At 37.5% G+C, this 14,427-nt stretch carries 12 protein-coding genes; 9 read left to right on the top strand and 3 right to left on the bottom strand.

The features are described 5' to 3' along the window. Window positions 1-15: 15 nt before the first annotated feature. Together ACFX4R_RS13370 and ACFX4R_RS13365 are read left to right on the top strand one after the other, a co-directional pair. Window positions 16-3,222, top strand: coding sequence for an SNF2 helicase associated domain-containing protein (locus tag ACFX4R_RS13370; RefSeq protein ID WP_377569770.1), 3,207 nt, complete (start codon window positions 16-18; stop codon window positions 3,220-3,222). 17 nt (window positions 3,223-3,239) lie between these two features. After that, window positions 3,240-3,896, top strand: coding sequence for an MtnX-like HAD-IB family phosphatase (locus ACFX4R_RS13365; protein WP_043982771.1), 657 nt, complete (start codon window positions 3,240-3,242; stop codon window positions 3,894-3,896). 11 nt (window positions 3,897-3,907) lie between these two features. Here the strand turns inward: ACFX4R_RS13365 and ACFX4R_RS13360 are convergent, their stop codons facing one another. Next, on the bottom strand, window positions 3,908-5,002 hold the full coding sequence (locus ACFX4R_RS13360) for an acetyl-CoA C-acyltransferase (RefSeq protein ID WP_377569768.1): 1,095 nt from the start codon (window positions 5,000-5,002) through the stop codon (window positions 3,908-3,910). A 13-nt stretch (window positions 5,003-5,015) separates the two neighbouring features. Continuing rightward, window positions 5,016-5,573, bottom strand: a complete 558-nt coding sequence (locus tag ACFX4R_RS13355; protein ID WP_377569766.1) for a biotin transporter BioY — start codon at window positions 5,571-5,573, stop codon at window positions 5,016-5,018. A gap of 154 nt (window positions 5,574-5,727) precedes the next feature. Between ACFX4R_RS13355 and ACFX4R_RS13350 the strand changes: the two genes are divergently transcribed. From ACFX4R_RS13350 to ACFX4R_RS13330, 5 genes are all read left to right on the top strand, one after another. After that, a complete protein-coding gene (locus ACFX4R_RS13350; RefSeq protein WP_280559677.1) occupies window positions 5,728-7,161 on the top strand; it encodes a class I adenylate-forming enzyme family protein in 1,434 nt (477 codons plus the stop codon). Further along, window positions 7,148-7,606, top strand: a complete 459-nt coding sequence (locus ACFX4R_RS13345) for a GNAT family N-acetyltransferase (RefSeq protein ID WP_043982765.1) — start codon at window positions 7,148-7,150, stop codon at window positions 7,604-7,606. Before ACFX4R_RS13350 ends, ACFX4R_RS13345 begins: the two co-directional genes overlap by 14 nt. A gap of 477 nt (window positions 7,607-8,083) precedes the next feature. After that, complete coding sequence (locus ACFX4R_RS13340; protein ID WP_377569763.1) at window positions 8,084-8,602, top strand: general stress protein; 519 nt, start codon at window positions 8,084-8,086, stop codon at window positions 8,600-8,602. Between the two features lie 169 nt (window positions 8,603-8,771). Next, entirely contained in the window at window positions 8,772-9,278 is a 507-nt protein-coding gene (locus tag ACFX4R_RS13335; protein WP_052500361.1) for an RNA polymerase sigma factor, read from the top strand. Continuing rightward, window positions 9,262-10,185, top strand: a complete 924-nt coding sequence (locus ACFX4R_RS13330; protein WP_043982763.1) for an anti sigma factor C-terminal domain-containing protein — start codon at window positions 9,262-9,264, stop codon at window positions 10,183-10,185. The genes ACFX4R_RS13335 and ACFX4R_RS13330 overlap by 17 nt, the downstream gene beginning before the upstream one ends. Window positions 10,186-10,413: 228 nt before the next feature. Here the strand turns inward: ACFX4R_RS13330 and ACFX4R_RS13325 are convergent, their stop codons facing one another. Then, window positions 10,414-12,009 carry an alpha-amylase family glycosyl hydrolase gene (locus ACFX4R_RS13325; protein ID WP_377569760.1) on the bottom strand — a complete coding sequence of 532 codons (1,596 nt, stop codon included), beginning with the start codon at window positions 12,007-12,009 and terminating at the stop codon, window positions 10,414-10,416. A gap of 393 nt (window positions 12,010-12,402) precedes the next feature. On the opposite strand from ACFX4R_RS13325, the gene pxpA reads away from it, so the two are divergent. After that, on the top strand, window positions 12,403-13,164 hold the full coding sequence (gene pxpA / locus ACFX4R_RS13320) for a 5-oxoprolinase subunit PxpA (protein ID WP_043982608.1): 762 nt from the start codon (window positions 12,403-12,405) through the stop codon (window positions 13,162-13,164). 99 nt (window positions 13,165-13,263) lie between these two features. Then, window positions 13,264-14,427, top strand: a complete 1,164-nt coding sequence (locus ACFX4R_RS13315) for an NRAMP family divalent metal transporter (RefSeq protein ID WP_225049783.1) — start codon at window positions 13,264-13,266, stop codon at window positions 14,425-14,427.

Below are 14,427 nucleotides of genomic sequence, written 5' to 3'. Positions count from 1 at the left end.
GAAGATTGTGAAGCGATGATAAATAAAACATTAAACAAAGAACAATTAAAAGATTCGTACTCAAGCAGAACGTACTATAGAGGGCACACGTATTACAAGCAGGGGCGTGTGCTTGATTTGGAATACAATGAACAGACCACTACGTGGACAGCATCCGTTCGAGGTGCGGAAATGTATACAGTAATGGTTGAACAAAAAGGAAATTCTTTTTATTCATTCTGCGATTGTCCTGCTTATCACGAGTTTTCAGAATGCAAACACGAAGTAGCTGTTTTATTAACCATTTGCGATGAGCGAGCAAAGCCGCAGCCAATTAAAACAAAGCCTTTTCGCCAAAGCAAAGAATACGAAAATGTAAATCACTTTATCGACTTATTTTCGAGCTATCAGCAAACAATAAGCGACCACAGAAAGTATGCAGATAAAGATCCGTTGAAAGTGGAATTTATTTGCAAGTCTTACTCAGAAGAATTTTTACGTTCAGAAGGAATGTACGTAGCGCTTGAAATGAAAGTAGGCGTCGATCGGACGTACGTAGTAAAAAACATTCAAGAATTTTTAACAGACGCTAAAGAATTTAAAACTCACGAATTTACCAAGCGCTTCGAATATGACCCAGCGGAACATTTTTTTATAGAAGAAGATAGGAAAATCATTGAGCTGCTGATGGATATTATGACAAATGAATCATTTTATAAAAATTCTTATTCTATGTATCGTTCGTCTGCAAATAACAGAGAACTAATCATTCCCTCCATCATAGCCAAAGAGTTATTTCAATTGCTCAAAGATCGGAACTTTACATTTATTCATGACGGACACTCATATGAAAATATTATCTTTGCTGAAAGCTCAGCTCCTTTTTCGTTTCAGTTAAATAAGCACCCGGCAGCTGGATTTGAACTAGACTGTACGGAGCTTCATCAAGCTTCGTTTTTTGATCGATACGGGTGGCTATTTTTAAAGGGGACGTTTTATGAGCTATCTCAAGATCAGCGCATGCTTCTTGAAGGGCTTCGAAAAACGGCGCCTTTGAAGCCAGTCGTACCTATAGCAGAAGAGCAGATGGGCAATTTTTTATCTCACGTCGTTCCAGGACTAAAAAAAGTGGGGAAAGTGGATATCGCAAAAGAAGTATCCCATCAGATTATTGCACCTGAACTAAAAGCAAAAGTATTTATTGACCAGGAAGATGAACAGCTGTTTGTGACGCTTCGGTACCATTATGGGGAGATTTCAATTAATCCATTTTCACCTCAACCTGAAAAGTACGATAAAATCTTAATACGAGATTTAGAAAAAGAAGACCGCGTGATGGATTTAATTGAAACAGCTCCTTTAAACATTTATAAAAACCAGCTGTATTTAAATCAAGATGAATCATCTTTATATGAATTTTTGTTTCATATTGTTCCAAAGCTTGATGAAATAGCGGATGTGTATATTACGGATGAGATGAAAGATTATGCTTATACGGATTTTTCTGCGCCAGTAACAACGGTTGACATCAAAAACAGCAATGGATTATTAGAAATTAATTTTGATTTAGGAGACATTAATCATCAGACCGTTCAAGATGTTTTAAAATCTGTTTTAGAAAAGAAAAGCTATCATCGTCTAGATAACGGTGCGTTTATTCCTCTTGAAAACGAAGGATTTGAGCATATTCAAAATCTGTTTCGTGAGCTGAACGTAACCGAGAAAGACTTAAAGGATAACTCATTGCAAGTACCTTTATACAGAGGAATGCAAGTGGAAGAAATTATGAGTGCGGGTGATAAATCAGCGGCTAAGTTCGGCTCAGCATTTAAAAGATTACTTACACAGCTCAAATCTCCAGAGGAAATGGATTGGGAAGTACCGGAATCCTTGCAGGCATCACTGCGTGATTATCAGTACAATGGGTTTAAGTGGTTTAAATCTCTGGCTCACTACTCTTTAGGAGGCGTGCTGGCTGATGATATGGGGCTTGGAAAAACGCTTCAAAGCATTGCCTATATCCTATCTGAAAAAGAGCTTGATGAAGATAGCAGTGCTTTTTTAATTGTTGTGCCGGCTTCCTTGATTTATAACTGGTGCAACGAATTGGAGAAATTTGCACCGAATTTAACGGTTCAAACCATTACAGGAACGCCGAGCGAGCGTGAGGAGAAGCTAAAACGCACAGCTGACGTATGGATTACATCTTACCCAACGCTGCGTCAAGATATCGATTTGTATCAGCATCTTCATTTTCATGCTTTAATTCTAGATGAGGCTCAAAGTATTAAAAATCATACAACGAAAACAGCAGTAGCTGTTAGGACTATTTCAGCTAAAAAACGTTTTGCGCTGAGCGGTACGCCTATTGAAAACTCACTTGATGAGCTTTGGTCAATTTTTCAGACCATTCTTCCTGGCTTATTTCCAGGGCTTCGCCAGTTTAAAAACATGTCATCGGAGCAGGTCAGTCGAATTGTAAGACCATTTTTACTGCGACGAGTAAAAAAGGATGTGTTAAAAGAACTGCCTGATAAAATTGAAACAACTCATTTATCTGAGCTGACTAAAGAACAAAAAGAATTATATGTAGGGTATTTAGAACAGTTAAAATCATCTTTAGCCGGTGAAGATTTTAATAAAAACCGAATGAAGATCTTGGCAGGATTAACAAGACTTCGCCAGATTTGCTGTCATCCGTCTTTATTCGTTGAAAATTATGAAGGGGATTCAAGCAAATTAGAGCAGCTGCTTGAGATTACAAGAAATGCGGTTGCCAACGGAAAACGTTTGTTAATCTTCTCTCAGTTTACAAGCATGCTTCACATTATTCGAGAAGAGCTCCAAAAAGAAAATCTCTCATACTTTTATTTAGACGGTCAAACGCCATCAAAAGAACGAGTGGAAATGGCCGATCGGTTTAATAATGGAGAACAAGACATTTTCTTAATTTCATTAAAAGCCGGAGGCACAGGCTTAAATTTAACGGGAGCTGATACGGTTATTTTATATGACTTATGGTGGAACCCGGCGATTGAAGAACAAGCAGCAGGACGTGCACACCGCATTGGGCAAAAAAATGTTGTGCAGGTTATCAAGCTTATTTCTCAAGGAACCATCGAAGAAAAAATTTACGGCTTGCAGCAAAAGAAAAAAGAACTCATCGAACAGGTTATTCAGCCGGGAGAAACAATGCTTTCTAGTTTGACAGAAGAAGAGCTTCGAGAACTGCTTAGTATGTAGCAAAGGACGTGTAAGGAATGAAAAAATGGGCGTTTGTATCAGATTTTGATGGAACAATTTCAAAAAAAGATTTTTACTGGATTGTGATTGAAAAGTATTTTCCAGAAGGTGAAGAGCTTTTCCGCCGATGGAAAGCAGGAGAAATGAAAGATATTGATTTTTTATCTACTGTTTTTCAATCCATTCATCAAGAAGAACCGAAAATTTTAGAAGAAGTAGCGAATATTCCAATTGATGAATACGTGCCCGCTTTTATTAAAGCTGTTCAGGAAAACGGCGGAGATTTTTATATTTTAAGCGCTGGAACAACGTACTATATTAAACCGATTTTAGATAAATACGGTGTTGAAAAAGTGGAAGTTTATTCGAATGAAGGCTATTTCCATCAAAACAACGTTCACTTGCGTCTAGACCCTGCTCACAGATGGCATTCAGAACGCTACGGCATTGATAAATCGGCTGTTATTAAAGAACTAAAAGAGACATACGAAACGATTTATTTTGCTGGAGACAGCGAGCCGGATTCGCATCCGGCAAAATATGCAGACGTCACATTTGCAAAAGATTCTTTGCAAGATTTACTGCGCGAACAAAACGTTTCATTTGTTCCGGTTGAGACATTTGAAGATATTGAGCAATATTTAATACAACACAACGTGATAAGAAAAAGATAAAAACAGCGGTATTATTTGATTACTTCAAATAATACCGCTGTTCCTATTCCGCCTCCGCTTCCTAAAGACGCTATGACATATCGCACGTTACGGCGCTTGCTTTCATAAAAAAGACGCGTAGCTAAAATAGCTCCCGATGCTCCGTAAGGGTGTCCTAGCGTCAACGCTCCTCCGCGAATATTTACTTTTTCTTCTGATATCTCCAGTTCTTGCATACAAGCAACAACTTTAACGGAAAAGGCTTCATTGATTTCAAATAAGTCAATATCATCTACCGTAAGAGAATTTCGCTTCAAGATATTTTTAATCGCAGAAACGGGCGCAATAGCAGGGTAAAGAGGTGACACTCCTGAAATATCAGCGTCAATAAAACGCAAAACGGGCTGAAAGCCTAAGGCCCGTGCTTTTTGCTCTTCCATCACAAGAGCAATGCAGGCTCCGTCGTTAATTCCACAGCTGTTGGCTGCGGTGACGGTGCCTTCTTTTTTTAAAAAGACGGGGCTGGCTTTTTGCAGCAGCTTTGTTAGGTTTCGTTTTTTCATAAATGCTTCATCGTGCATCACGTTTGGAAGAGGAAGCGTTTCTTCTTCAAACAACCTCTTTTCAAAAGCCTCCCAGCTTCTTTCATGACTTAAAAGAGCATATCTGTCCTGCTGATCTTTAGATATATTGTATCGCTGAGCTACGTTTTCTGCGGCGATTCCCATGTCAGGATCACCAATTTTATCAGGAGAAAAACGTGCTCTTTTTTCAAAAGGAGAAGTACTTGTACTTTCAACGCCTCCAGCTAAATAACACGTTCCAGCGCCTGCTTTTATCAAATAGCTCGCCATTCGAATCGCTTCTAAGCCAGCTCCGCACTGACGATCAATGGTCATTCCTGGGATAGAAAAAGGGAGGTCTGCTTCTAAAGCGGATAGCCTAGCTGCGTTTCCTCCTGGACCTACAACATTCCCTAAAATAATGTCATCAATTTCATGTTCAATTCCAGCGCTAAGATGTTTTAATAAAGGAGCCGTTAGCTCTTGAACATGAAAATCTTTCAGTATACCGTTTTCTTTTCCAATGACCGTACGCTTCGCTTTTACAATTACTGCTTGATACATCGTTATCACTTCCTTACATAGAAGCCGTTTTAGAACGGCTAGGTACCGCTACTGCTTTTCGAACTTTTGTAATTAAATACGCCGCGACCACTGCTTTTATACAGTCACCAGGAAGATAAACAAAGCTTAGTTGAAGGGACTTTAGAAATGGAATGTGAAGCTGTAGTGCCTGTACAGGAATGCCGCATGCATATACCAACCCAATCCCAAATAACACATTTACGGCAAATGCCTTTGCAACCGTTACATTTTTTAATCGTGACAGCGTCCAGCCAATAAAGAAAGCTGCAAACACATAGCCAATGATATACCCAGCACTCGGACTCAAAAATACCCCGATTCCTCCGCGTCCTCCAGCAAGTAAAGGAACGCCAGCTGCCAGCAAACATAAAAAAAGAAATTGACTTAAAGCTCCAAGTCTAGCTCCAAGAATTCCTCCTGACAGCATAACACCCATAGGCTGAAGAGTAATTGGAACAGGTGTAAAGGATAAAAAAATAGGAGGGACGAGTCCTAGAGCGCCCATTATAGCCGTGAATAATGCAACGTACGTCATATCTTTTGTTTTCATCGTAAACCTCCGCTATGTATGATAAAACATGACTATCGTATCTTATAAAACTCAAATTAGTCAACTTAATTTTTATATAAGTTTACATTTTTATTTTCTCAAACGTACATTTACGGTACACTAAAAGTAAAAGAAAAAGGGAGTTTAAGCAGTAATGAAACGAATTGAAGAACTAATTTTTTATCAGTGTCAACAAACGCCTGGCAGATTGGCACTATCGGATTCTATTAATAAGCTAAGCTACGGTCAAATGTGGGATCATGTATGCAAAGCCGAAAATCAGCTGAAAGAAAAAGGGATGGAAAAAGGAGAGCTCGTTGCGTTAAGTATGCCAAACAATGCAGATGCTGTTGTGTCATTTTTAGCGATTTTAAAAGCCGGCGGAATTGTGATGCTTTTACATAATGAGCTAACAGAGGCTGAAGTGGATACCTATTTTTCTATTCAATCCCCAAATTGGCTATGGAAAACATCTTCTTTAACTAACATAACAAAAGAAAAACCAATCCTGCCCGTACGGCAAGTGAATGCACTGTCCGATCTATTTTTATTTGGATTTACCTCTGGGTCAACAGGGAGACCAAAAGGGTTTGTAAAATCGCATTATTCTTGGTCTTCATCATTTCAAGAGTGGTCGGATATATTTTCTTTAAAGCAACACGACAAAGTGCTTGTTCCTTTACATATCTCGTATTCTGCCCAGCTTTACCCAGTTTTGCATGCACTTTGCAGCGGTATGCACGCTATCATGCTAGAAGCGTTTACACCTTCGGCTGTTTTTAACAAGGAAGCTAACTGTATGTCTATTACACCTGCATTAATTTCTCCATTGCTTCGTTATGTACAAAGCAGACCAAAAGAACAACGACTTCTGCCAAAAACCGTGATTTCAGTAGGCAATAAATTATCTCCTTCCGTTCGAAAGAAATTTTCACAAGCATTTCCTAATGCCTATCTGTATGAATATTACGGATCTTCCGAAATGGGATTTGTTACGGTGCTTTCACCACATACAGCTGAAACGATGCCTCATACAGTAGGCTATCCTGTTAACAGTGTAGACGTTTTAATCCTGAATAAGCGTGGAAAAGAAGTAGAAAAAGGAGACAAAGGGACACTATTTGTGAAAACAACTCAAGCATTTGAAGGGTTTGTTAATGACAGCGAAGAAACGAACCGCTCATTTTTTAACGGATATGTTACGTCGCATGATATTGCGGTTCAGCTTCAAGACGGGAGCATTACGATCGTAGGGAGAGATAAAAACGTAATTAAAAGCAGCGGAAGCTTAGTGTATGCTGAAGAAATTGAAGAGCTGCTTTTACAAATACCGGGCGTTAGCGAAGCAGCCGTTTTTAGCGTAGCAGATGCTGAACGTTCAGAAGTCGTAGGTGCAGCAATTGTTTTAGAGAACATTTCTCTTTCTGATGTGAGACAAGCGTTGACACAACGAGTATCTGTTTATAAAATCCCGCGCGTATGGAGAGTTTTAACGTCCTTTCCGCGAATGAAAAATGGTAAAATTGATAAAGCAACGATATACAGCTACTTTACAGAGAAAGAAGGGAAGACATATGATCTCATTTGAACCTATTACAGCTGACACGATGTATATTGTGTCAGAGATTATCAATTCAAACGAAGCTTATAACGTGTTAGAAAACGGTAAAAAAGAGCGGAGTGAAGAAGAGCTTTTTAAAGAATATATGAATGAAAAAACGGACAGTTACTTTATAAAAGCCGACGATACATACGTAGGGGTTATCGATTACATGAAACAAAACCCAAATGATGACTATCCATGGATTGGGGCTTTTATTATTCATAGTGCCTACCACAATTTTAGTTTCGGAACGCAGGCGTATCTAGCGTTTGAAGACAAGCTAAAAGAAGAAGGAGTTTCCGTTCTTCGCCTTGGCGTTCTGTCTCAAAATCCTAGAGCCAAGCTGTTTTGGGAGCGCCTTGGTTTTACACAGTATGCCACTAAGCCGCTGCATCATAATCAAGTTAACTGTTTGGAAAAAGAGCTGTAAGAAAATTCGTGGATTATATCCGCGGATTTTTTATTGTACATTAAATGGTCAAAAGAAAGAAAATATAGTAATCACTTTATTATTATCAGAGCCTTATGCTCCTGTTGAAGACAACGTAAGCCTTCTATTCGGCGCGACTTGAAGGATCTTGCAATTGTACTCAATTTTAGCAGAAGAAAAGAAGCTGTTTTTAATATAAAATTAACTATTTGAACTGTTTAGTACATATATAAAAAACTGCTTTTCTATGCATTCTTTCTTCATCTATTTCTCTGATAAAGCCTTTCATATCAAGGATGTATAAAAAGCTGCATAAACGATAAAGAGGGCCCCCTTGAAGAACCCTTCTTCCAATAGGTTTTTTTGTGGTGTGTTCCTAAAAGAGACATTATGGTAACTAGAATTATATAGGTTATACAATTTATAGTAGAGTGGTTTATAGTCACAGAAAGGTACTTTGGAAGGTGGCATTTAAAATTGAAATATAAATTAGAAAAAAGGCTGGCATATTTATATTCTGGTGAATTAGTATCTTTAGTCCTTTTTGTTATTTTGAGTTATGCAGCTAATTATTTATACCCAACTCTCCGGTTATATTCGTTGTATTCATTTTGGACATCTTTTATTTTCTTAGAGCTTCTTTTATTACAAGGAACGTCTTATTGGTACATTAAATTGAAGAGACTAAGGAAAGAAAATATCTCTATAACTCCTATTAAGATAGTTCGACAATTACATCGTTTAAAAACAGTGAATTTCATTTTAATTTTCATTTCCTTTATAGCATTTATTCTCGATTTTATTAAATGGTATCCTTCATTTCCTTTAGGAGGATTACAGATTTCAGTTTTTATTTATATCTTTGCACTTTTGGAGTATATCAACTACTTTTATATTCAACTCTCATACGATAACATTTCTGATATAAAACATTTGCTGAAAAGCAGAAGACTAAAACAGTCGTGTATGAATAAGGATTTTAAACGAAATTTATAACAGATGTTGAGGACTACCTATAAGCCGTTTTATGTTAACAAAATTGATTGTTTGTTTAAGAAAGTAATTGCCTAACAAGCAATTACTTTTCTTTTTTATAGAAAAAAATGAAATGATTGTATACTTTTTCGCTGTTCAGACGTTATAAGAGGGGAAGGAGGAAAAATATTTGAAAAACCGGTTATCAAACGATCAACTAAAAATTGTCATGAATCAACTTTACTTATATTTAATTAAACAAGGTGCAAACCAAGAAACAGCTAAAGATATTGTTCAAGAAGCTGTTTGTAAACTACTTCTTCATCTTGAATCGATTGATACCGATAAATATAAATCATGGCTTTTTAAAGTGTCTATAAACTTATATTACGATTACTGTCGAAAGAACAAAAAATCTCAGTACGTGGTAGTAGAAGATTACCTTATTACCAATGAGCAATTAATTGAAGAGATGATGATTGCACAAGAGAATCAGCTTCTAGTAAGAAGAATACTTCAAAAGGTGTCTCCCACCTTTAAGCAACTACTTCTTTTAAAGTACGAGTTAGAGTGGTCTTATAAACAAATTGCCGAATATGTAGATATGAAACCTGAGGCTGTAAAAACATATTTAGCTCGTGCTAGGAAAACATTTAAAGAAATATATAGGAGAGAATGTAATGAAAAAAACGAATGATGAGTTAGATTCTATTTTTGATGAAAAGTCTTTACATAGAACGTTGAAAAAAGCAAAGTATAGCGCAATTTTACGAACAGTTTTTATCTCTGCACTGGTATTTTGTTTTGTTATTGGTTTATTTGTCAAAGGGAATAATTATTTTATTAACACACAAGGAGACAAGCTTGCTGATCGGTTAATTACAGAAAATCAGGTGATGATGTCTCCAAATACATACACTAACACTGATACCATTTCAATTGGAGTTTTAAAGGGGAGTATTAAGAGTGAAGTATTTAAAGTAATTGAAAACAAAGTGATACCTTGGGATACAGAAGAAATAACGTATGATTTACTTGGGAATTTTAATGCATCATTCTCCATGAGTAGTACAATTGTCAATGACACGACAGTTTATCATATTCCTAATGGGCAACGTGAGATGTTATTTTACGTACCCAAATACAAATATAAGTTGTATGCGAATGACTTTGACATGATCAAAAAATATCCAAATGATAAATACATGGAGATGGCCATATCTCTCAATAAAAATTACACATTGAAAGAAGTACAAAAGATGCTGCCTACATCTACTCACCAAACGTGGTATTGGGTAGATAACTATGGAAAGTCTACTGGTTACAGAAACAATCCAGAAAGTGGACGATGGTTATTAGGTATTTCTAAACCGTCACCACAGCTAGGAGCAAAACTAACGGCTACTAAAATTAAAACAGAAGCAGACTTTTTGAATGAGCTCAAAAAAACAGATCCAGGAGAAGTAAAAAATCTAAAAAACAGACAGAAAAATGGATTGATTATAGGCGTAGTTGTTACAGGAACAAAAGAAGAACTGCTTTCTTTGAAAAGCAAACCATATGTCAAAGCAGCTAGTTTAGGAGCAGTGGTAGATAAATATTGAGTTTTAGGGACTTGAAACGAAGGAAACCTGTTGTATATTAGTTGTATATTAATTGATAGATAAATAAAAAGAATCCTCTGCCCTATATAGGCAAAGGATTCTTAATTTATTAGAATAGGGAACGTTGCAACATGGAAAGGAATAAAAAAATTGTTATGCTTTTTTATTCATTCTGGGTAAAAAACACCTTTACATGATTACTTGATAATCACGTAAAGGTGTTTTTAATTATTTTATCAAAACCGTTGTATTAGCCGGAAGCACAAGCTGATTTTTGACTTTCTTAGCTCCTTTTTCACTAGCAAAAATCAATTTACCTTTCGCTGCTACAGATACTTTTACAGGTTGATTTGAAATATTATGATACACGCTAATCGAGTTGTCTTTATACGTACGGCTATAGGCAACAACTTCTTTACTGTCTACTAAAATAGATTGAAGCGTTCCTTTTACTAACTCTTCATGCTGCTGACGCACGCGAATCATTTCACGGTAATGATTTAACAAAGAATCCTTTTGTTTGGTTTGTGCTTCTACAGACACGCCGTTGCCGCCTTTGTTATATACAGGTGTTTCCCAGCTAGTTTGTCCAAGTCCGTTTCCTTCGTACCAGCGGAACGGTTCACGGATTAACTCATCAGGCTTTTCACCGGTCATGCCAATTTCTTCACCGTAATAAATATACGGGTTGCCAGGAAGCGTAAGTAAGATAGAAGCAGCTGATTTTGCTTTGTTCACATCGCCGCTCAGTTCACTCATGACGCGGTTTTGGTCATGGTTGGTTAAGAAAATGCCGTCAATTTTATTTGGATTGTATGATTTGAACAGCTCATCCGTTGCCGCTGCTGCAGTGGCGATTCCTTGATCATTTCCTGCTTTTACAGAGCTGACAATTTTCCCTGCTAAATCAAAGTTAAATAGGGAATCAAGCGATTGATAGTAAGGAGCTACCACTTCAGGCTGATCCCATACTTCACCCGTTAGATATACGTTAGGGTTTTCTTTTTTCATCGCATCTCTAAACTCATTCCACCACAGAATATTTTTCTTAGCGCCTTCAGGCGTTTGACCTTTAAAAATATGAAGCGCAGCATCTAAGCGGAAGCCATCAACGCCTTGCTTTAGCCAAAACTTTCCGACGTTAATCATTTCTTTTCTTACTTCAGGGTTATCGTAATTTAAGTCAGGCATTCCTTCCCAAAACGTTCCGTAAAAATACTCTCCGTTTGGAGCTTTATGCCATACTTGCTGTCCCCAAGATCCTTTTTCATTCAAGTCGGTATTTTTATCAGCCCAAATATAGTAATCTCTGTACTTGCTGTTTTTATCTTTTAACGCAGCTTGAAACCAAGGGTGTTCGCTGCTCGTATGATTCACAACAAGGTCCATAATGACTTTTACGTCTCGTTTGTCTGCTTCTTTCATCAGCTTGCGAAAATCTTGCAGATTTCCGTACTGCGGATCAATGTTATAATAGTCCGTTACATCATATTTATGATAGCTAGGAGAAGGGTTGACTGGCATCATCCAAATCCCGTTTACTTGAAGATCATTCTTTGTATGAGAATTTCCGTCATTTAAATAGTCCAGCTTTTGTGTAAGACCTCTTAAATCACCATGTCCATCTTTATTTGCATCGTAAAAAGAGTTTACATACACCTCATAAAAGACACCGTTTTTATCTGCTGTTGGAGCTTTACCTTTATGTACAGTTTCGGCGTGAACGCCTGTTGATAAGCTAGCAGCCAGCGGCAGTGTTAGAGCTAAAGCTGTCCATTTTTTCCCTTTCATCGTTTCATCCCCTTTTTTTGCAATCGTTTGCATAAATTGACTACAATTGAAATATAGCACCTATTTGAAAACGATTACAACGAAAATTTCATTTTGATTATTTTGAACTAGTAATTATTCTGACAACCTAGTTATTTACTGTGTCTAATGACATTAAGCGGCTGCGTTATATTAAGGCTATAGATAGAAGATAGCAATAAAATAAGGGATTATTATCCAAGTGAAAATAATGACTATGTCAAATATTCTGACAATGTTGTTGTTCAATTCATCATCTCGTGCTAAAATCCAAATATAACTGAAAAACGGTACTGTGGTTCCGAAAAACGGAACTTAAAGTATCGATGCAGATAATAAAGCTTGAATTTCATTTACTATCTGCAAATGATTACGCTTACATTGAAGGGGTTAAGGGGGAAGAATGCATTGAGTAAAGTAGATTTAAACTGTGATTTAGGGGAAAGCTTTGGTGCTTATCGTATTGGCAATGATGAAGCCATTTTAGAGCACGTGACGTCTGTGAACGTTGCCTGTGGATTTCACGCAGGGGATCCGAGCGTTATGAGAAAAACGGTAAAATTGGCCGCTGAAAAAAAAGTGCAAATTGGGGCTCATCCTGGTCTGCAGGACCTTATTGGTTTTGGACGCAGAAACATGAATATTTCACCTCAGGAAGCCTACGATATCGTGATCTATCAAATTGGGGCATTAAACGGTTTTTTGCAAGCAGAAGGGTTATCAATGCAGCATGTAAAACCTCACGGTGCACTGTATAACATGGCTGCTAAAAACGAAGCGTTGTCTGAAGCAATAGCAAAAGCTGTTTACAACGTAAATCCTGAGCTGATTTTATTTGGGTTATCTGGAAGTGAACTGATTCAAGCAGGTAACAGAATTGGTTTAAAGACGGCTAACGAAGTATTTGCAGACCGTACCTATCAGTTAGACGGTTCTCTCACTTCTCGTACAGAACCAAATGCTTTAATTGAAAATGACGACGAAGCTGTTTCTCAAGTTATTACAATGGTGAAAGAAGGGAAGGTAAAATCTCAGCAAGGTAAGGATGTAGAATTGCAGGCAGATACGATTTGCATCCATGGAGACGGAGCTCACGCACTTGAATTTGCCCGTCATGTCAACCGTTCTTTACGAGCATCAGAAGTGGTAGTTAAGGCTATTTCAAAATAAAAACTACATACAATCAGGAGGAAGATGATATTGGAGCCAATTAAAAAATCAACACCTCAGCAAAAGCTTTCGGCTGCGCCTAAAGTAAACTGGACGTTAATGCTTGGAGCCGCTTTTTTAATGGCCACATCGGCTATTGGACCAGGCTTTTTAACTCAAACTACCGTATTTACACAAAATTTAGCTGCAAGCTTCGGATTCGTTATTTTAATTTCAATTATTCTTGATATTTTTGCTCAAACCAACGTATGGAGAATTATTGCCGTTTCTGAAAAAAGAGGACAAGAAATCGCCAATATGGTATTTCCTGGATTAGGATACGTGCTCGCTATTTTAATTGTTATTGGAGGACTTGCTTTCAATATTGGAAATATTGCCGGTGCGGGGCTTGGATTAAATGCGATTACGGGTATTTCTCCAACAGCTGGCGCTGCAATTAGTGCAGTTATTGCTGTATTAATCTTCGTTGTAAAAGAAGCTGGAAAAGCAATGGATCGCTTCACGCAAATTGCAGGTTTTGTCATGATTGGGCTGATGCTATATGTAGCCGCTACCACTTCACCTCCCGTTGGAGAAGCTGTAGTGAAATCTTTTACACCTGACAAAATCGACATCATTGCGATCGTTACGCTTGTTGGAGGAACAGTCGGTGGTTATATCACCTTTGCTGGTGGACATCGTCTTTTAGATGCCGGCGTAAAAGGCATCGATTCTTTACCTCAAGTAACAAAAAGTTCTGTAACAGGAATTCTTATCACTTCCGTTATGCGAATCGCTTTGTTTTTAGCTGTACTTGGCGTTGTGTCTAAAGGTTTACAAATTGACCCAGCCAATCCTCCAGCATCCGTGTTTCAGCTCGCAGCAGGAAACGTCGGGTATAAAATCTTTGGTATTGTTATGTGGTCTGCCGCTATTACGTCTGTGGTAGGAGCTGCTTATACCTCTGTTTCGTTTATTCAAACGTTTAGTGAAAAACTTAATAAAAACTCAAACTGGATTATTATTGGATTTATTATTATTTCAACTCTGTCATTTGTCTTAATTGGAAAACCTGTAAAAGTTCTTCTTTTAGTTGGAGCAATCAATGGATTAATTCTGCCGATCGCTCTTGGGACTTTACTGGTTGCTGCATACAAAAAAAGCATCGTTGGCGAGTATAAACATCCTTTATGGCTTACCATTTCTGGTGTACTTGTCGTTATTGTAATGGCTTTAATGGGCGGCTATACGTTAATGGATCAACTTCCTCAATTATTTAAATAA

It is taken from the genome of Priestia sp. YIM B13490 (genome assembly GCF_042787735.1).
Classification (GTDB): domain Bacteria; phylum Bacillota; class Bacilli; order Bacillales; family Bacillaceae_H; genus Priestia; species Priestia megaterium.
The sequence above is the reverse complement of the archived record's forward strand: the minus strand, read 5'-3'. Positions and strand labels throughout refer to the sequence as shown.